This window comes from Aliihoeflea sp. 2WW, from assembly GCF_000497755.1.
Taxonomy (GTDB): domain Bacteria; phylum Pseudomonadota; class Alphaproteobacteria; order Rhizobiales; family Rhizobiaceae; genus Aliihoeflea.
Map to the genome: position 1 here is coordinate 171,953 of NZ_AYOD01000015.1, position 17,497 is coordinate 189,449.

Consider the following 17,497-nt stretch of genomic DNA (forward strand, 5'->3'; position numbering starts at 1 on the left):
TCATGCTAATGGGCCTCCATTCCGGAGGCAGGCATGAACGAACTCCCCACGCTGGTCGCCAGCATGAACTGGAACCTTCTGCGGACGTTTCACGTCATCGCCGAGGAAAAGAGCATCACGCGGGCCGCGCAGCGCCTCGCCCTTCGCCAGCCATCCGTCTCCCAATCGCTGCAGCGGCTGGAGGAAACCCTGGGCGTTCAGCTCGTCGAGCGCAACAGCCGCAATTTCCTCTTGACCACGAATGGCGAACTCGTCGCCAAGCATTGCGCCGAAATCTTCCAGAGCGTCACGCGGCTGAGCGACCAGATCGCCGCTGACGAGGACGTGACGATCGGCCTTCTGAGGCTTTCGATCGTCAGCCACCTCCAGTCGGCTCTCGTCGACGAATCCATCCGTCTCGCCCATGAGCGGCATCCCTCGGTGACCTGGCGCATCGACGTCGCCAACAGCAGCGACATCGTCCGGCAGGTCGCGCAGGAAGTGCTGCCGATCGGCGTTTGCCTGCTGATGAAACCGGTCGTCGGCCTCGACTGCAGGCTCCTGTGCCGCGAGGAATTCGCCATCTTCTGCGGTCGCGAACACCCGCTCTTCGGTGCCGGCGACGTCTCGGTCGCCTCCCTTCAGCAGGAACCCTTCGTCGCCTTTACCTGCGCGACCGATGGCGGCGGCTTCGAGCCTATGGCGATGCTGCGCAGCGGCTCGGGCCTTGGCCAGCGCGTCGTCGGCTCCAGCTCGAACCTCGAGGAGGTGCGCCGCATGATCATGTCGGGCCTCGGTATCGGCGTCCTGCCGGTCGCCGCCGTCGAGCAGGACGTCGCCGCCGGCACGATCCACGCCCTCCCGACGCTGGAGGGGATGATCGGCGCCGACGTCTACATGGTCACCAATCCCAATGTCGAACTGCGCCCGGTCGAGCGCGTCTATCTCGGCATCGTCGACGAATTGCTGGCGCTCGCTCAGCCCTGACCGACGGCGAGCCGCGCCGCGGCGAGATCGAGCAGGGAAAAACCGGCCGACTTGAAGAAGGTGATCTCCTCGTCCGACGCCCGGCCGGAATGCTTTCCGGTCGCAAGTTCTCCAAGGTCGGCCCTGATGTCGGCTTCCGAAATCAGCCCCGCCGCCAGCGGCTGCGCGAGGTCGCCGGCTTTCATCGCACCGGGCCGGAAATCGACGAACAGGCTGGCCTTCGTCACCAGCGCGTCATCGCTCTCGCGCATGTCGTCCTTGAATGCGCCAATCAGGTCGACATGGGTTCCCGGCTTCACAAGCGCTCCGCGGATCAGGGGCGCGGTCGAACTCGTCACCGACGAGATCACATCCGCCGCCGCCACGGCCGCATCCAGGTCGCGCGCGACATGTGCCGTAACGCCTTCGCCGGCGAGCGCCGCGACGACTGCTTCTGCCTTCTCCGAACTGCGCCCGTAGATTTCGATCCGCTCATAGGAGCGCACGCTCGCATGCGCAGCAGCGACCTTGGCGGAAAGCTGCCCGGTGCCGACGACCAGAAGCCGCCTGGCATCCTTCCTCGCAAGGAATCGCGCGGCGAGCGCCGAAGCGGCGGCCGTGCGACGCGCCGTCAGCTCGTCGCCCTCGATGACGGCCTGCAGGCGGCCGTCCGCCCCGGAGAACAGAGCGTAGCTCGCATTGATCGTCGACAGGCCCTTCTCCCCGTTCTCGGGAAAGAACGTGACGAGTTTTACACCGAGCGATTCGCCTTCGACCCAGGCCGGCATGACGAGAAGGTTCGACGTACCCCCGCCCGGCATCGGGATCGCGATGTTCGAGCGCTCCGGCGACGTCACGCGTCCCGCCTTGAGCTCGGTTTCGATCGCGCCGATCAGTTCGGGCCAGCCGAGCCGTTCCGCAAGCTCGTGTTCGCCGATCATCTGCATGCCAGTCTCCCTCAGTTCCTGTCCGCCCGTTGAACGACGGCATGGAGAAGCACGTCAAGCCCAGCGCGGAAATCGGACGGCTCGCAGTGCTCGCCATTGTTGTGGGTGATGCCGCCCCGGCAGGGCGTGAACACCATCGCGGTCGGGCAGTGGCGGGCCATGAAATAGGCATCGTGCCCGGCCTGGCTGGCGATGTCGCGCCAGCGATAGCCGAGCCGATCGGCATGGTCCCGCACGGAGCCGACAAGACCGGCATCGAAGATGTCGCCACCCCACAGCCATTCGTCGAGCACCTCGACGCCGCAGCCATTGCGCGCCGCGGCTTCGTGAAGCGAGCGCCGCATACGCTCGGCCATCACCTTCGCCGTCGCCGAGTTCTCATGGCGCACATCGCAGACGGCGTCGGCCGTATCGGACAGGATGCCCGGCTTGTTCGGCCAAGCGGCGAGCCGCGCCGCCGTCGCCTTGCCCCCGGTCCCGGCGAACTCCATGCCGAGATCGTCGATCGCGACCAGCCAGCGCGCGCCCGCTGCGAGCGCATTGCGGCGAAGCTCCATCGGCCAGGGGCCCGTATGGGCCGTCTCGCCTGAAAAGCGCGCGAGCATGCCATGGCTCGGAAACCCGTTCGTGACGACGCCGACCTCATAGCCCTCGGCGTCAAGGATAGGCCCCTGCTCGATATGCAGTTCGAAATAGGCGTCGACCGGGCGCGGGCCGCAGGTAGCGGCGCCGCGATAACCGATCTTCTCAAGTTCGTCGCCGAAGCGCGAGCCATCATCGCCGATCCGGTCGCGAACCCAGTCGGGCGCATAGGCACCGACGAAGCATCCCGAGGCCACCATAGGCGGCGAATAGCGGCAGCCTTCCTCGTTCGTCCAATTGACGATCTCGATCGGCCGGCGCGTCACATGACCAAGATCGTCGAGCGTGCGGCAAAGTTCGAGCCCGGCGAGCACGCCGGCGATGCCGTCATAGCGCCCGCCATTGATCTGCGTGTCGAGATGGCTGCCGATGAGGATCGGGTCCGCCGTCGGGTCCGTCCCCTCGCGCCGCGCGAAAATCGAGCCGACCTCGTCAATCGTGACGTTGAGCCCCGCCTTCTCGCACCAGGCGACGAACTGGTCGCGCATCTGGCGGTCGGCATCCGACAATGTCAGCCGCGCCAGTCCGCCAGGGCGGCCGACGCCGATTTCGGCGGAGCGTTCGATGGTGGTCCAGAAGCGTTCGAGCGACATGCGGGCATCAGGCGTGAAGGTCATCTTCATCCTCTTGAAAAGCTTGGGTTTGGAAACGGCTTGGCCGTCAGAAGATCAAATGCGGCAGGTCCGTCACGATCCACGGCACGAACACCAGGAAGACCAGCACCGCGGTCATCACGCCGAGGAACGGCATCAAATATCCGAAGGCGCGCGACATCGGGATGCCGCCAACCCGACAGGCCGCCATCAGATCGATGCCCAGCGGCGGCGTGTTGGCGCCGATGGCGAGGTTGATCGTCAGGAGGATGCCGAAATAGACGGGGTCGATGCCGTAGAGCCGCAGGATCGGCAGGAAAACCGGCGCCAGCACGAGGATGATGGCGATCGATTCCATGAAGGTGCCGAGCACCAGCACCACCGCCATCATCAGCAACAGCGCGATCGTCGCGCTGTTGGTGAAGCCCGAGATCGCGTCGACGGCGATCTGCGGCACCTGTTCGGCCGCGAGAATCCAGCCGAAGATCGAGGCACTGGCGATGACGATCAGGATCGCCCCGGTCATTTCCGTCGTCTGGCGAAGGAGGTTTCCGATCAGCGGGAAGGTCAGCTCGCGATAGATCAGGCCGCCGACGATGATGGCATAAAGGACGCCGATACCCGCCGCCTCGGTCGGGGTGAAGAAACCGCCGCGAATGCCGCCGACGATGATGATCGGCGCCAGCAATGCCAGGACGGAGCCACGCAGCGCGCTCCAGAACTCCGGCCACGAAAAGGCGTCGCCGCCCTTCCAGCCATTTTTGCGCGAGATGAAATAGGCGACGACCATCAGGCCGGCGCCGAGCAGGATGCCCGGAATGATCGAGGCGATGAAGAGCTGGCCGATCGATGAATTGGTCGCCGTGCCGTAAACGATCAGAACGATCGAAGGCGGGATGACCGTGCCGAGCGAGCCGGCGGTGCCGAGCAGCGACGCGGAAAAGCCCTCGTCATAGCCGCGCGCTTTCATTGCCGGCAGCATCATCGTGCCGATGGCGACGACATCCGCGACGCCCGACCCCGACAGCGAGCCGAACAGCATGCACGCCGCCACCATGACGATGGCAAGGCCGCCGGTCGTGCGCCCGACGATGGCCGAACATAGCCGCACGATGCGCGGCGCCAGACCGCCATGGACCATCAGGAGCCCGGCGAGAAGGAAGAGTGGGATCGCAAGCAGCGTGAACGAGTCGATGCCCGCCACGGCGCGCTGCGCGACGACGATCATCGGCGCGAGGTCGGCCACGAGGATGTAGACGACCGAGGCGAGCCCGAGCGCGACCGCGATGGGCGCGTCGATCAGGACGAGCGCTACGAAGACGCCGAGAAGGAGAACGAGTTCGAATGTCATGTCGTCAATCCCTGGCCAGGATGCGGCCGAGAACGGCGAGTGCGGAAAGCGAGCAGCAGATCGGCAGCGCGAGATAGGTCAGCCCCACCGGCCAGCGCAGCGCCGTCGTCATGTTGCCCCAGGTGTGCTTGGTGATGTCGAAGCCGGTCTTGGCGAGGATGACGAGGAAGACGACCGAAGCGAGCGCCGCGACCAGCCGTGCGACGCGCTGCACGCTCTCGCTTTTCACGATCAACGGCAGGATGCCCGCCTCGAAATGCGTGCCACGCGCAAAGGCGGCGATCGCGCCGATGAACGTCACCCAGATCAGAAGCAGCCTTGGCAGTTCCTCGGCCCAGAACGGCGTCTGTCCTAGCACGTAGCGCGCGCCGACGACATAGGTGACGATCGTGGTGAATGCGACGACGCCCACCGATCCTGCGATGAGCGCCGCGCTGTCGAGCATCCCGACTGCGCGCGAGACCCCCGATTTGGTTTCAGACTTTTCCACCATCCTCGCGTTCCGTCCTGGCGGTTGGAGGTATCTTGATGTCGGCGCGGCAAAGCGAGCACTCGTCGCAATAGGCGGCGACCACGACCCACTCGTCCGAGACCACCTCGACCGTGTGGTCGAGGCCCGGCGGCAGCCGCACGGCCGAGCCTTCGCGCAGGTGATATTCCTTGCCGTTCGCCCTGAGGATCGCCTCGCCTTTCAGCGTCAGCGTGACCTCGTCGCGGGGATGGGAATGCGCAACGCTTTTTGCGCCGCGCTTTCCTGTCGTGACCGCGAACTTGATGAAGCCTTCGCCGCGTTCTTTAGGCGAGAACAGCACCTTTTGCTGGAAATCGAAGAGCTGGACGGGTTCGATCCCGTCCAGTTCGATGACCTCGCAGACGAGCTCGCTCACTGGCGGTAGGCCTGGATGGCCGACATCAGCTCGGGACCGAACGTCTCGGCCTGCGCGTCCCAGATCGGCTGCGCGGCTTCGATGAAGGCTGCCTTGTCGACCTCGTTGACTTCCATGCCCTTTTCCTCGAGCTCGGCGATGACTTCGGCGTTGGCCGAGCCGACCATCTCGCGCTGCTTGTCGCGCCAGGCTTCGGCGGCCGCCTTCACGATCGGCTGGTCTTCCGTTGAAATCTTGTCCCAGACGGACTGCGAGATGACGAGCGAAGCTGCGCCCCACACATGCTCGGACAAGGACAGATAGTCCTGCACTTCGTAGAAGGACGAGCCGAGAATGATCGAGACCGGGTTCTCCTGGGCATCGAACACGCCCTGCTGGAGCGCGGAGTAAAGCTCGCCGAAGGCAAGCGGCGCGGGCTCGGCGCCGAAGCTCTGGAACGTCGCGAGGCGGATCGGATCGGGCGTCACGCGGATCTTGAGACCGGCGAGGTCTCCCGGCGTTTCGATCGGGCCGCGATTGTTGGTGATGTTGCGGTAGCCGTTTTCCCACCAGGCGAGGTTGACGATGCCCTTGTCGGCGAGAAGCGCGGCAAGCTGGTCGCCGAATTCGCCGTCGAGCGCTTCGAACGCGACTTCGCGCGAGGACCAGGCATAGGGCATCTCGATGATGCCGAGCTTGGGCTCGATCGACTGGAACGATCCGCTACCGATGATCGCGGCCTGGACCGAGCCGAACTGCAAGCCTTCGATCACTTCGGTTTCGGTGCCGAGCTGGCCGGACGGGAAGACGCGCACTTCGACGCGGCCGTCGGTCTCTGCGGCGACCTGTTCGGCAAAGCCGAGCGCGGCCTGGTGCCAGCTATGGCTTTCGGCAAGCACGTGGCCGAGGCGGATCTCGACGTCTGCGGCGTGGACGGTTGCGGTGGAAAGGAGAGCGGCTGCAATTGCGCTGCCGAGAATCTTGTTGGCCTTGAAGGGCATGTTCATGATGGGGTTCCTCGCTCATCAATTAGGCAGCGAATGAGTACGCCCGATCGTTGATCACCACAAATAGGCCGGCCCTATGCAAAATATTTGCCGCCGCGTCATCGAAGGCATGCGGCAGCGGCGCGCGCGGGATGTCAGATGTATTTGAGACCCTTGGCTGCCAGCCGCTCGCGCATCTTGTAGATGTCGAGGCCAAGTTCGCCGGCGGCCATGCGCGTGCGCTTCTCGTCCTCCGCTGCAACGCGCGCCTCCGCCTTGTCGGCGATCTCGGCGGCCGTCTCGCGCCTGACGACGCAGACCCCGTCATCATCCGCGACGATCACGTCGCCCGCATGGACCAGCGCACCGGCGCAGACGACAGGCACGTTGACCGAGCCGAGCGTTTCCTTGACCGTCCCTTGCGCGAAGATCGCCTTCGACCAGACCGGGAACTGCATTTGCGTCAGGTCGGCCACGTCGCGCACGCCGGCATCGATCACGAGCCCCTTGCAGCCCCGCGCCATCGCCGAGGTGGCGAGAAGATCACCGAAATATCCGTCCTCGCAGGGGCTCGTCGGGGCCAGGAGCAAAATGTCGCCAGCGTGCAACTGCTCGATCGCCACGTGGATCATCCAGTTGTCCCCGGGCGGCGCCGAAATCGTCACCGCGCTTCCCGCGATCCGCGCGCCGCGATAGATCGGCCGCATGTGGCTGGCGAGAAGTCCCGTCCGCCCCTGCGCCTCGTGCACCGTGGCGACGCCGCAGGCGGCCAGCCGCTCGATGACGCCAGCTTGCGCCCGCTCGATATTCTGTACGACGACGCCCATCACACCCGTCCCGTTCGATCCGGGCCTAGAGATGCGCCGCAGGGCACACGCGCTCAATGAAATAATCGGCCGATCCGCATAAGCGACTTCTATCTTCCAACGGTCAGTTCGATCCGGTCGGCGGCGAAACGGCTGCGTGAAACCTGGATCGGGCGCCCGACATGCGCGTTCACCGCCTCGACCATCAGCACTGGCGCGCCTTCCGCGAGCCGCAGCGCCTCGGCATCGCGCGACGACGCCCGGCGCGCGGTGATCCGCGTCGACGCGCGGACATAGTCGCCCATCCCGACCGCCGTCAGCGACTTCGAGATCGACCCCGTCGCGCGCAACAGCGCGCCGATATCGGGAACGCGTGCAGCCTCGAACCAGTGCGTGGCGACCGATACCGGAACCTGGTCGGCGAAGCCGATCGTGTCGAGCCGCACGAGTTCGACCCCTTGCTCGACGTCAAGCGAACCAGCCAGTTTCTGCCCGGCCGCTTCGCGCGTCTCGTCGAGAACGAGCGTCTTTAGGTCGCTCGCCTGCCCGTCCAGCCCTTCTGAAAAGCGCGTGCGCTGCCCGATCGGATAGGACAGCCGGTCCTGCGCGGCGACGAAGGTTCCCCGCCCCTGCTCGCTGCGCAACAGCCCCTCGCGCACCAGGCCGGCGATCGCCGCGCGCAGCGTGTGGCGGTTGATCCCGAAGCGCAGCGCGAGTTCGGCCTCGGACGGCAGCCGCTGCGTCTGCGCAAACTCCCCGCCGTCGATCATGTCGCGCAGCCGGTCGGCCGCTTGCCGCCACAGGGCCACACCGCCCGCCCGCCGGATCGTGCCGTCCATCGAATGCGTCTCCTGTCATCGGGCCGTCACGAAACGCCCGTAATTGACCTCATCATACGGTTGTCTAGAAAACCGGACAAGTGGAGATGATCTTGCCACCAGCCTCACCCGATTCGAGCGAACGGCAGCGCCTGATGGGCGTTCTGGCCCGCGCGCCACGCGCGGCGATCGAAACCGTGCTCGCCACCTTCGGTCCGCTCCCCCCACACCGGGAGATGCGCAAGCCCGAGACCGGCCTCGTCACCCTGCGCGGCAGGATCGGCGGCGGCGGCGACGCCTTCAACATGGGCGAGGCGACGGTCACTCGCGCATCAGTCCGGCTCGAGACAGGCGAAGTCGGCCATGCCTATGCGCTCGGCCGCGACGCCACCAAGGCAAGACTCGCAGCTCTGATCGACGCCGCCTTCCAGAACCCGTCACTCCACGACAGCGTCATCGCCGCAGTCTTCGAGCCGCTCTTGCAGGCAGAGGCGGAGGGCGAGCGGCGCAAGACAGAAGAGACCGCTGCCACCAAGGTCGACTTTTTCACCATGGTCCGGGGAGAAGACTGATGAATGCCCAGATGGTCGCCCTCGAAGGCGGCTTTCCCGATCCGGTCTTCGACGCACAGGCGACGTTCCGCGCCGTGATGAACGCAATGGCCGAGCTCGGAACCCGCCAGCCCGTCCACGCAACGGCGACACCGCCCGCACCCCTCTCGCCGACCGCCGGCGCGCTCGCGCTGACACTGTGCGACCAGGACACGTGCATCTGGCTCGAAGCGTCGCTTACCTCCGAAGCCGTCATCGCCTGGCTGCGCTACCAGACCGGCGCGACCATCGTCGACAACCCAGCGCAAGCCCAGTTCGCCTTCGTCGCCGACGCATCGTCCATGCCGCGCCTCGACGCGTTCGCCGAGGGCAGCCAGGACTATCCGGACCGCTCGACGACCCTCGTCCTGATCGTCGACGCGCTCGATAGCGGCGAGCCGCTTCTCCTCGAAGGTCCCGGCATCGAGCGGCGTTCGAGCCTCGCGCCGACCGCCTTGCCGGGTGATTTCCGGTCGCAGTGGCGCGATAACGGCGTCCGTTTCCCGCGCGGCGTCGACCTCGTCTTCGCCGCGCGGCACGAAATTGCCTGCCTGCCGCGCACCACGCGCATCCTCGAACCGGCGGAGGCGTGAGCCATGTATGTTGCCGTCAAGGGCGGTGAGGCCGCCATCCGCAACGCCCATCGCCTGCTCGCCGACCGGCGCCGCGGCGATCCTGCCGTCCCTGCGCTCCATCCGTCGCAGATCGTCGAGCAGCTTGCGCTCGGCGTCGACCGCGTCATGGCCGAGGGAGCGCTCTACGACCGCGACCTCGCCGGCCTGGCGCTGATGCAGGCGCGCGGCGACATGATCGAGGCCATCTTCCTAGTGCGCGCCTACCGCACGACCCTGCCGCGCTTCGGCTATTCGCTTCCCGTCGACACCGGGGCGATGCAGATCGAGCGCCGCATCTCCGCGACCTTCAAGGACCTTCCCGGTGGCCAGGTGCTCGGCCCGACCTTCGACTACACCCACCGCCTGCTCGAACCCGAACTCGCCGAAGGCGGCGAACCGCCCGCGCCCGAGCGACGAGAGGTCGCGGCCGAAGCCTCGCCGCGCGTCACCGATCTCCTCGGCCATGACGGCCTGATCGAGCCGGACGGGAACGGCGATGGTGAGGTCACCGACATCACCCGCACGCCGATGGAGTTTCCCCTGCCGCGCGACGGCCGGCTTCAAGCGCTCGCGCGCGGCGACGAAGGCTTCCTCCTCGCCCTCGCCTATTCGACCCAGCGCGGCTACGCCCGTTCCCACCCCTTTGTCGGCGAAATCCGCATCGGCGAGGTCGAGATCGAGCTCGACGTTCCCGAACTGCCCTTCCCCGCCCCGCTCGGCCGGGTTCGGCTGACCGAGTGCCAGATGGTCAACCAGTTCAAGGGCTCGGCCAAGGCGCCCCCGCAGTTCACCCGCGGCTACGGTCTCGTCTTCGGCCAGTCGGAGCGCAAGGCGATGGCGATGGCGCTCTGCGACCGCGCCCTGCGCGCGGGCGAATTCGGCGAGGATATCGTCGCCCCCGCGCAGGACGAGGAGTTCGTCATCTCGCATTCCGACAACGTCCAGGCGACCGGCTTCGTCGAGCATCTGAAGCTGCCGCACTATGTCGACTTCCAGGCCGAACTCGACCTCGTGCGTCGCATGCGTGCCGAACAGCAGGAAGCGACCGACATCAAGGAGGCGGCCGAATGAACGCGCCGACGGGCTCGATTGCGAGCTACAACTTCGCCTACCTCGATGAACAGACCAAGCGCATGATCCGCCGCGCGATCCTGAAAGCCATCGCCATCCCCGGCTATCAGGTGCCGTTCGCCAGCCGCGAGATGCCGATGCCCTATGGCTGGGGCACCGGAGGTGTGCAGGTGACGGCGGCGATCATCGGTCCGCACGATGTGCTCAAGGTCATCGACCAGGGCGCCGACGACACCACCAACGCCGTCTCGATCCGCGCCTTCTTCCAGAAGGTCGCCAATGTCGCCGTGACGACGCGCACGGACGAGGCGACGATCATCCAGACCCGCCATCGCATTCCCGAACAGCCACTCAAGGCCGGCCAGACCCTCGTCTACCAGGTGCCGATCCCCGAGCCGCTGCGCTTTCTTGAGCCGCGCGAGACCGAAACGCGCAAGATGCACGCGCTGGAGGAATACGGCTTGATGCACGTCAAGCTCTACGAGGACATTGCCACCCACGGCCGCATTGCCACGACCTACGCCTATCCGGTCAAGGTCGAAGGCCGCTACGTGATGGACCCCTCGCCGACGCCGAAATTCGACAATCCCAAGATGCACATGTCGCCCGCGCTCCAGCTTTTCGGCGCCGGCCGCGAAAAGCGCATCTACGCCCTCCCGCCCTTCACCCGGGTCGAAAGCCTCGACTTCGACGACCATCCCTTCACGGTCCAGACCTTCGACAAGCCCTGCGCGCTTTGCGGCGCGGAAGGCGTCTATCTCGACGAGGTTATTCTGGATGACCGCGGCGGACACATGTTCGTCTGCTCGGATACGGATCATTGCGAGAGCCGACAGGGCGACGGCCATCGCGGCCAGCAGGAAGGGACATTTCGATGAACGATTGCATACCTTCGCGCCCCCCTCTGGGCTGCCGCCCATCTCCCCCGCAAGGGGGGAGATCACGCGCGGCAATGACGAGACTGATCTCCCCCCTTGCGGGGGAGATGTCCGGCAGGACAGAGGGGGGCAACGTAGGGCGCTTCGGCTCCCATTCGGGAGCACCCCGCCATGGATGAACCCCTCCTCCGCGTCGCCCACCTCTCCAAATCCTACGGCCCCCGCGTTGGCTGCGCCGACGTCTCCTTCGATCTGTGGCCCGGCGAGGTTCTGGCGGTCGTCGGCGAATCCGGCTCCGGCAAGACCACGATGCTCAACGCCGTCTCGACCCGGCTCGAACCGACCGCCGGCACCGTCTCCTACCGCATGCGCGACGGCGCGTGGCGCGACGTGTTCGCCATGAGCGAGGCCGAGCGCCGCTTCCTGATGCGCACGGACTGGGGCTTCGTCCACCAGAACCCGGCCGACGGGCTGCGCATGTCGGTCTCCGCCGGCGCCAATGTCGGCGAGCGCCTGATGGCCGTCGGCGATCGGCACTATGGCAACATCCGCGCCTCCGCCATCGACTGGCTCGGCCGCGTCGAGATTGCGGAGGACCGCATCGACGACCAGCCGCGCGCCTTTTCCGGCGGCATGCGCCAGCGCCTCCAGATCGCGCGCAACCTCGTCACGCGCCCGCGCCTGATCTTCATGGACGAGCCGACCGGCGGCCTCGACGTCTCGGTCCAGGCGCGGCTGCTCGACCTGTTGCGCGGCCTCGTTTCCGACATGGGCCTCGCCGCCATCGTCGTCACCCACGACCTCGCCGTCGCGCGCCTCCTGTCGCACCGCATGATGGTGATGAAGGACGGCCGCGTCATCGAGCACGGCCTCACCGACCGCGTCCTCGACGACCCCCGCGCGCCCTACACGCAGCTCCTCGTCTCCTCGATTTTGCAGGTGTGATGATGGATTTTCTCGACTCCCCTCTGCTGTCGCCTCACCCCCCTCTGGCCTGCCCGTCGTCGAAAACGTCTCCTTCACCCTCGAATCCGGCGAATGCGCCGTTCTCGCCGGGCCGTCGGGCGTCGGCAAGAGCTCGATCCTGAAGATGCTCTACGGCAACTACGCCGTCGACGCCGGCTCCATCCGCCTCGCCCATCAGGGCGCCACGATCGACCTCGCCACGGCCACTCCGCGTGAAATTCTCGCCGTCCGGCGCGACACGCTCGGCTATGTCAGCCAGTTCCTGCGGGTCGTGCCGCGCGTCGCGGCGCTCGACGTCGTCGCCGAGCCGCTGACCGCGCGCGGCGTGTCAAACGACGAAGCGCGCGAAAAGGCCGCCGCGCTCCTCGCCCGGCTCAACCTGCCCGAGCGCCTCTGGCACCTCCCGCCTGCGACCTTCTCCGGTGGCGAGCAGCAGCGCGTCAACATCGCGCGCGGCTTCATCACCGACCATCCGGTGCTCCTGCTCGACGAGCCGACCGCCTCGCTCGACGCCGCCAACCGCACCGTGGTCATCGACATGATCGCGCAGAAGAAGCGGCAGGGCGTCGCGATGCTCGGCATCTTCCACGATACGGACGTGCGCGACGCCGTCGCCGACCGGCTGATCGACGTGACGTCATTCGCGCCGCGGCAGGCCGCCTAGCGACCGCACCTTTGCAACGTCATCGAACCGTCAGAAAAGCGTAATCGCGCTGTTGCTTTGCCTGCCTAAACCTCCCCTCGACCGATCGGGGACGTCCCGTCCGCGCGGTCCAGAATTCACTTCGAACCTCAAGCCTGGGAGCTTTGGCATGTTCGCTCTTTTGACCCGTACCACCTGCGCTGCGGCGATCGCCGTTGCCGCCCTGACGCCCCCCGCTCTCGCTCAGGACTGGAAGTCCGACCTGCCGGCCTTCCGCATCGGCCTTCTCGGCGGCGAGAACGAAGCCGACCGCCTGCGCAAGAACGAGTGCATGGTCGAACAGCTCGGAGAAAAGCTCGGCGTGCCGGTCGAGCTCTACCCCGCTTCCGACTATGCAGGCGTCATGCAGGGCCTCGTCTCGGGCCAGCTCGACGCCGCCTCGCTCGGCGCGTCGGGCTATGCCGGCATCTACCTGCAGGACCCCGAGGCGGTCGAGCCGGTCTTCGTCGCGCTCGAGAACGACGGCTCGGACGGCTACTACGCCATGATGTACACGAAGTCGGATTCCGGCATCGAGAACATCGAGCAGATGGAAGGCAGGTCGCTCGCCTTCGCCGACCCGAACTCGACCTCGGGCTACCTCGTGCCTAAGGCCGAGATGGAAGCGGCCGAGATCGACATCGACAGCTACTTCTCCTCGACCGGTTTCGGCGGCGGCCACGAGCAGGCGGTGGTTGCGGTCCTCAACGGCCAGTATGACGCCGGCGTCACCTGGACATCGGGCGTCGGCGAGGAAGCCGATGGCTTCTCGCGCGGGGCGCTGCGCTCCATGGTCGACAAGGACCTCCTCGACATGGCGGACCTCAAGATCATCTGGAAATCGAACCTCATCCCGAACGGCCCGTGGGTCGTGCGCAAATCGCTGGCCGACGAGCCGAAGCAGATCGCCATCGACTGGATGGAGACGCTGCACGAGACCGACTACGAGTGCTACGTCAACGTTTCCCAGGGCGAAGGCCAGGGCTTCAAGCGCGTCGACCATTCCTTCTTCGAAGGCGTCGTCGCCATGCGCCAGCGCGAGCTCGAAGGCTCCCGCTAATCCTCCCGATCGCAGAGGTCCGCATCGCAAGGTGCGGGCCTCTTTCGCTTGAAACGAAAGCGCGCCCACCGCGCCGGCAGGAGCAACCCATGCTGAAGATCGACAGCCTCACCAAAGCCTTCAAGGATCGCAAGGCGGTCGACGGCATCTCGCTCGCCATTCCCGACGGGCAGATGGTCGGCATCATCGGCCGCTCGGGCGCTGGCAAGTCGACGCTCCTGCGCATGGTCAACCGCCTCGCCGAGCCGAGCGAGGGCCGCATCGAGTTCGACGGCCGCGAGATCACGGCACTCAAGGGCCGCGAACTTCTCCGCTGGCGCGCGACCTGCGCCATGGTGTTCCAGCAGTTCAACCTCGTCGGCCGTCTCGACGTCATCACCAACGTCCTCACGGGCCGCCTCTATCACCATGGCCTCGTGGCGAGCCTCCTCCAGCACTTCACCGCCGCCGAGCGCGCCTTCGCGATCCGCGCGCTCGACCGCCTCGGCATGGCGCATACCGCGCTCCAGCAGGCCGACACTTTGTCCGGCGGCCAGATGCAGCGCGTGGCGATCGCCCGCGCGCTCGTGCAGGAGCCGAAGATCGTGCTGGCCGACGAACCCATCGCCTCGCTCGACCCGCTCAACGCCAAGGTGGTGATGGACGCGCTGCGCACCATCAACCGCGAGGACGGCATCACCGTCATCTGCAACCTCCACACCCTCGACACCGCCCGCAACTACTGCGACCGCATCATCGGTCTGGCCGAAGGCAGGGTCGTCTTCGACGGCAATCCAGGACAACTCACCCAGCGCATGGCCCGCGAGATCTACGGCGCCGAAGCCGAGGAAGCCTTCCACGAAGGCATGACCTCCACCACCCTCGGCGGCGAGCCGGCCAAGGCGAGGTTGTCCGAAGCGGACTTGAAGAAATCGCAGGCAAATGCCCGCGCGATGGCGGGGTGAGATGATGATCCGCATCGATCGTTGGACGTATTCGCCGGTCACCCCCCTCTGGCCTGCCGGCCATCTCCCCCTCAAGGGGGGAGATCAGTCTCGTCATCGTCCCACTCGACATACAAATGTATTGGCGCAGCCGATTGCGCGCGTGATCTCCCCCCTTGAGGGGGAGATGCCCGGCAGGGCAGAGGGGGGTGTGACGGAGAACGGTCCTCTCCAAGCGAAGGACCCCACCCAATGACCTCCGCCGTCGCCACCTTCGAGCGCCATCGCGCCGACCTCATCCGCCAGCGCCGCACGATGAACTTCGTCTTCATTGCCGGCTTCCTCGCCGTGCTCGCAGCCTCCATCTACATCTCGCGCTTCTACCCCGAACGCCTCGCCTCGGGCCTGCCGCGCATCTTCGACTATTTCGGCACGATCATGCCGAACCTCGAACTCGACAAGCTCTTCCTCCCGCGCGGCGGCGACGGGCGTGCAGTGCCCGGCTCCATCACCTACTGGTATTCGGACTTCTGGCTTTATGTCCGCCTGATCGGCGAGACGATCCTCATGGCATTGACCGCGACGATCATCGGCGCGACCGCGGCCCTGGTCCTCAGCTTTCCCGCGGCCCGCAGCCTCGCGCCGACGCGCACGGTCTTCTGGGCAGCCCGCCGCTTCCTCGAAATCTGCCGCGGCATCCCCGAAATCCTGATCGCGCTGATCCTGGTCTTCGCCGTTGGCGTCGGCCCGCTCGCCGGCGTCATCGCCATCGCGATCCACACGGCCGGCGCACTGGGGAAGCTCTTTTCCGAGGTCAACGAGAACGCCTCGATGCGGCCCGTCGAGGGCATTCGCGGCGTCGGCGGCAACTGGTTCGAGGAGATGCGCTACGGTGTCCTGCCGCAAGTTCTGCCGAACTTCATTTCCTACGCATTGCTGCGCTTCGAGATCAACGTACGCGCCTCCTCCATTGTCGGCTTCGTCGGCGCCGGCGGCATTGGCTCCGAACTCAACCGCGTCATCAGCCTTTATTCCGACGACCGGGTCGTCGCCGTGCTGCTGCTTGTCGTGATGACCGTGACGCTGATCGATCTCTTCTCGGAACGCCTTCGCACACACTTCATCGGCAGGGAGAATCTCGCATGAGCGCGCACACGCTGTCCGCCTTCGACGCGCGTCTCGTCGCCGAGGCCCGCGCGGCTCATCCCGGCGCCTTCGGTTCGCCCGCCCGTCGTGCCATTGGCTGGACCATCACGCTCGTGATCCTCGCCTATGTCGCCGGCTCGCTCTGGTATTTCGAGGTCTGGAAACTCGGCTACGCGTCCGACCGGGCCCTGCGCCTCATCCGCGCGCTGTTCGTCTGGAAGGACTTTTCCACCTGGCAGTTCGCCAACATCTATACCGGCATCGCGCAGACGCTGGCCATGGCGTTCCTCGGCACGCTGCTCGGTTCCGTCGCAGCCCTCGGCATCGGCTTCCTTGCCGCCCGCAACACGATGCGGGTGACCTTCTTCCGGCAACTCGTGCGCCGCTTCCTCGATGTCCTGCGCGGCGTCGACCAACTCGTCTGGGGCCTCGTCTTCGTGCGCGCCGTCGGCCTCGGTCCGCTCGCCGGCGTCCTCGCCATCTTCGTTTCCGACATGGGCACCTTGTCGAAGCTCTATTCCGAGGCGATCGAGAACATCGACCGCAAGCAGGTGGAAGGCGTGCGCGCAACCGGCGCCTCGCCGCTCAAGGTCGTGCGCTACGGCTACCTGCCGCAGGTGCTCCCGGTCTTCATCTCGCAATCGCTCTATTTCTTCGAATCCTCGACCCGCAGCGCAACCGTGCTCGGCATCGTCGGCGCGGGCGGCATCGGCATGATCATCATCGAGCGGTTTCGTGCGAACCTCTTCGACCAGGTTGCGTTCGTCGTGCTCAACGTGCTCGTGTGCATCTTCGTCATCGACTGGGTGTCGCGGAAAATCCGCGAGCGCTTCATAGGCGGGACGGCGCATTGAGATTGTCGCGGACGCTTCGCATTCTTGTCATGCGAATCGTCTAGGCGATGCACTTTCGGAGCTTTTGGATGCGCTACGCCATTTACTTCACACCCGGCGAGGCCGACCCGCTGACGCGTGCGGCCGAGCGCTGGATCGGCCGGAGCGCATTTTCCGATGCGGTGCCCGCGCCGCTCGACGCCGACCTCGCTTTCCACACCGCCTCGGCGCGCCGCTATGGCTTCCACGCGACGCTGAAGGCGCCCTTCCGCCTCACTGAGGGCCGCAGCGAAGCCGAACTCGTCGATGCCTTCGACCGCTGGACCGCGGCCCGCGCGCCCTTTGTCGGTCCGCGCCTCGTCATCGGCCAGATCGACGGTTTCTTCGCCCTTGTGCCGGAAAGCCGCAGTGCCGATCTCGACACTCTCGCGCGCGATTTGACCATCGATTTCGACGCCTTCCGCGCACCTGCCGGCGAGGCCGAGATCGCGCGTCGCAACCCTGAAAGCCTGACCACCCGCCAGGTCCGCCATCTGCACGAATGGGGCTATCCCTATGTGATGGAGGATTTCCGCTTCCACATGACGCTGACCGGCCGCGTCGGAGGCGAGGAGGCCGCGCAGCTTCGCCGCCGGCTCGAAGCCCATTTCGGCGCACTTCTCGATGCGCCCGTCGCCTTCGCCTCGCTCGCGCTCTTCGTCGAGCCCGAGCCGGGCGCTCCCTTCACGGTCCGGGCCTTCCGCCTGCTCGGCCGAAACCTTGCACGAAAGACCGCCTGAC

The 17,497-nt window shown here is 66.3% G+C and carries 19 protein-coding genes and 1 pseudogene; 12 read left to right on the forward strand and 8 right to left on the reverse strand.

Annotated elements, in window-relative coordinates; all coding sequences use genetic code 11:
* Positions 1 to 33 precede the first annotated feature (33 nt).
* A complete protein-coding gene (locus tag ALII_RS0109795) occupies positions 34 to 966 on the forward strand; it encodes a LysR family transcriptional regulator (RefSeq protein ID WP_029660387.1) in 933 nt (310 codons plus the stop codon).
* On the opposite strand, the gene ALII_RS0109800 is transcribed toward ALII_RS0109795, so the two are convergent.
* The 8 genes from ALII_RS0109800 to phnF all read right to left on the reverse strand — a co-directional run bounded on the left by ALII_RS0109800 (position 957) and on the right by phnF (position 7,975).
* Positions 957 to 1,892, reverse strand: coding sequence for an ornithine cyclodeaminase family protein (locus tag ALII_RS0109800; protein ID WP_024587142.1), 936 nt, complete (start codon positions 1,890 to 1,892; stop codon positions 957 to 959). The genes ALII_RS0109795 and ALII_RS0109800 overlap by 10 nt on opposite strands.
* Positions 1,893 to 1,903: 11 nt before the next feature.
* Positions 1,904 to 3,151 carry a Zn-dependent hydrolase gene (locus ALII_RS0109805; RefSeq protein WP_024587143.1) on the reverse strand — a complete coding sequence of 416 codons (1,248 nt, stop codon included), beginning with the start codon at positions 3,149 to 3,151 and terminating at the stop codon, positions 1,904 to 1,906.
* Positions 3,152 to 3,194: 43 nt separating this feature from the next.
* Positions 3,195 to 4,478, reverse strand: a complete 1,284-nt coding sequence (locus ALII_RS0109810) for a TRAP transporter large permease (protein ID WP_024587144.1) — start codon at positions 4,476 to 4,478, stop codon at positions 3,195 to 3,197.
* 4 nt (positions 4,479 to 4,482) lie between these two features.
* Positions 4,483 to 4,968 (reverse strand): TRAP transporter small permease, encoded by a 486-nt coding sequence (locus tag ALII_RS0109815; RefSeq protein WP_161632255.1) that lies wholly within the window; start codon positions 4,966 to 4,968, stop codon positions 4,483 to 4,485.
* Positions 4,955 to 5,365 carry a cupin domain-containing protein gene (locus ALII_RS0109820; protein ID WP_024587146.1) on the reverse strand — a complete coding sequence of 137 codons (411 nt, stop codon included), beginning with the start codon at positions 5,363 to 5,365 and terminating at the stop codon, positions 4,955 to 4,957. Before ALII_RS0109820 ends, ALII_RS0109815 begins: the two co-directional genes overlap by 14 nt.
* Positions 5,362 to 6,351, reverse strand: a complete 990-nt coding sequence (locus ALII_RS0109825; RefSeq protein WP_244437396.1) for a DctP family TRAP transporter solute-binding subunit — start codon at positions 6,349 to 6,351, stop codon at positions 5,362 to 5,364. Before ALII_RS0109825 ends, ALII_RS0109820 begins: the two co-directional genes overlap by 4 nt.
* Positions 6,352 to 6,485: 134 nt before the next feature.
* Positions 6,486 to 7,157, reverse strand: coding sequence for a 4-carboxy-4-hydroxy-2-oxoadipate aldolase/oxaloacetate decarboxylase (locus tag ALII_RS0109830; protein WP_024587148.1), 672 nt, complete (start codon positions 7,155 to 7,157; stop codon positions 6,486 to 6,488).
* Between the two features lie 89 nt (positions 7,158 to 7,246).
* A complete protein-coding gene (phnF, locus tag ALII_RS0109835) occupies positions 7,247 to 7,975 on the reverse strand; it encodes a phosphonate metabolism transcriptional regulator PhnF (RefSeq protein WP_024587149.1) in 729 nt (242 codons plus the stop codon).
* 86 nt (positions 7,976 to 8,061) lie between these two features.
* Between phnF and phnG the strand changes: the two genes are divergently transcribed.
* The 11 genes and pseudogenes from phnG (at position 8,062) to ALII_RS0109890 (ending at position 17,496) form a co-directional block, all read left to right on the forward strand.
* A complete protein-coding gene (gene phnG / locus ALII_RS0109840; protein ID WP_024587150.1) occupies positions 8,062 to 8,526 on the forward strand; it encodes a phosphonate C-P lyase system protein PhnG in 465 nt (154 codons plus the stop codon).
* Positions 8,526 to 9,137: a phosphonate C-P lyase system protein PhnH gene (phnH, locus tag ALII_RS0109845; RefSeq protein WP_024587151.1), complete on the forward strand. Its 612-nt coding sequence runs from the start codon at positions 8,526 to 8,528 to the stop codon at positions 9,135 to 9,137. Before phnG ends, phnH begins: the two co-directional genes overlap by 1 nt.
* A gap of 3 nt (positions 9,138 to 9,140) precedes the next feature.
* On the forward strand, positions 9,141 to 10,229 hold the full coding sequence (locus tag ALII_RS0109850; RefSeq protein ID WP_024587152.1) for a carbon-phosphorus lyase complex subunit PhnI: 1,089 nt from the start codon (positions 9,141 to 9,143) through the stop codon (positions 10,227 to 10,229).
* A complete protein-coding gene (locus ALII_RS0109855; protein WP_024587153.1) occupies positions 10,226 to 11,107 on the forward strand; it encodes an alpha-D-ribose 1-methylphosphonate 5-phosphate C-P-lyase PhnJ in 882 nt (293 codons plus the stop codon). The genes ALII_RS0109850 and ALII_RS0109855 overlap by 4 nt, the downstream gene beginning before the upstream one ends.
* Before the next feature lie 171 nt (positions 11,108 to 11,278).
* Positions 11,279 to 12,052, forward strand: a complete 774-nt coding sequence (gene phnK / locus ALII_RS0109860; protein WP_024587154.1) for a phosphonate C-P lyase system protein PhnK — start codon at positions 11,279 to 11,281, stop codon at positions 12,050 to 12,052.
* 49 nt (positions 12,053 to 12,101) lie between these two features.
* Positions 12,102 to 12,737 (forward strand): annotated as a pseudogene (phnL, locus tag ALII_RS0109865) (phosphonate C-P lyase system protein PhnL); the annotation flags it as partial.
* Positions 12,738 to 12,885: 148 nt separating this feature from the next.
* Positions 12,886 to 13,815 carry a phosphonate ABC transporter substrate-binding protein gene (gene phnD, locus ALII_RS0109870; protein ID WP_024587156.1) on the forward strand — a complete coding sequence of 310 codons (930 nt, stop codon included), beginning with the start codon at positions 12,886 to 12,888 and terminating at the stop codon, positions 13,813 to 13,815.
* Positions 13,816 to 13,904: 89 nt separating this feature from the next.
* Entirely contained in the window at positions 13,905 to 14,759 is an 855-nt protein-coding gene (gene phnC / locus ALII_RS0109875; RefSeq protein ID WP_024587157.1) for a phosphonate ABC transporter ATP-binding protein, read from the forward strand.
* A 231-nt stretch (positions 14,760 to 14,990) separates the two neighbouring features.
* Entirely contained in the window at positions 14,991 to 15,884 is an 894-nt protein-coding gene (gene phnE / locus ALII_RS0109880; RefSeq protein WP_024587158.1) for a phosphonate ABC transporter, permease protein PhnE, read from the forward strand.
* A complete protein-coding gene (phnE, locus tag ALII_RS0109885) occupies positions 15,881 to 16,738 on the forward strand; it encodes a phosphonate ABC transporter, permease protein PhnE (protein ID WP_024587159.1) in 858 nt (285 codons plus the stop codon). The genes phnE (ALII_RS0109880) and phnE (ALII_RS0109885) overlap by 4 nt, the downstream gene beginning before the upstream one ends.
* Before the next feature lie 68 nt (positions 16,739 to 16,806).
* A complete protein-coding gene (locus ALII_RS0109890) occupies positions 16,807 to 17,496 on the forward strand; it encodes a DUF1045 domain-containing protein (protein WP_024587160.1) in 690 nt (229 codons plus the stop codon).
* Position 17,497: the final 1 nt, after the last annotated feature.

Excerpts from the sequence above, each read along its gene's own strand:
- ALII_RS0109825 (WP_244437396.1), bottom strand. The coding sequence starts at position 6,351 with ATGAACATGCCCTTCAAGGCCAACAAGATTCTCGGCAGCGCAATTGCA.
- ALII_RS0109850 (WP_024587152.1), top strand. The coding sequence starts at position 9,141 with ATGTATGTTGCCGTCAAGGGCGGTGAGGCCGCCATCCGCAACGCCCAT.
- ALII_RS0109805 (WP_024587143.1), bottom strand. The coding sequence starts at position 3,151 with ATGACCTTCACGCCTGATGCCCGCATGTCGCTCGAACGCTTCTGGACC.
- phnF (WP_024587149.1), bottom strand. The coding sequence starts at position 7,975 with ATGGACGGCACGATCCGGCGGGCGGGCGGTGTGGCCCTGTGGCGGCAA.
- phnD (WP_024587156.1), top strand. The coding sequence starts at position 12,886 with ATGTTCGCTCTTTTGACCCGTACCACCTGCGCTGCGGCGATCGCCGTT.
- ALII_RS0109795 (WP_029660387.1), top strand. The coding sequence starts at position 34 with ATGAACGAACTCCCCACGCTGGTCGCCAGCATGAACTGGAACCTTCTG.
- phnC (WP_024587157.1), top strand. The coding sequence starts at position 13,905 with ATGCTGAAGATCGACAGCCTCACCAAAGCCTTCAAGGATCGCAAGGCG.
- phnK (WP_024587154.1), top strand. The coding sequence starts at position 11,279 with ATGGATGAACCCCTCCTCCGCGTCGCCCACCTCTCCAAATCCTACGGC.
- ALII_RS0109890 (WP_024587160.1), top strand. The coding sequence starts at position 16,807 with ATGCGCTACGCCATTTACTTCACACCCGGCGAGGCCGACCCGCTGACG.
- phnH (WP_024587151.1), top strand. The coding sequence starts at position 8,526 with ATGAATGCCCAGATGGTCGCCCTCGAAGGCGGCTTTCCCGATCCGGTC.
- phnG (WP_024587150.1), top strand. The coding sequence starts at position 8,062 with ATGATCTTGCCACCAGCCTCACCCGATTCGAGCGAACGGCAGCGCCTG.
- phnE (WP_024587159.1), top strand. The coding sequence starts at position 15,881 with ATGAGCGCGCACACGCTGTCCGCCTTCGACGCGCGTCTCGTCGCCGAG.
- ALII_RS0109800 (WP_024587142.1), bottom strand. The coding sequence starts at position 1,892 with ATGCAGATGATCGGCGAACACGAGCTTGCGGAACGGCTCGGCTGGCCC.
- phnE (WP_024587158.1), top strand. The coding sequence starts at position 14,991 with ATGACCTCCGCCGTCGCCACCTTCGAGCGCCATCGCGCCGACCTCATC.
- ALII_RS0109855 (WP_024587153.1), top strand. The coding sequence starts at position 10,226 with ATGAACGCGCCGACGGGCTCGATTGCGAGCTACAACTTCGCCTACCTC.
- ALII_RS0109810 (WP_024587144.1), bottom strand. The coding sequence starts at position 4,478 with ATGACATTCGAACTCGTTCTCCTTCTCGGCGTCTTCGTAGCGCTCGTC.
- ALII_RS0109830 (WP_024587148.1), bottom strand. The coding sequence starts at position 7,157 with ATGGGCGTCGTCGTACAGAATATCGAGCGGGCGCAAGCTGGCGTCATC.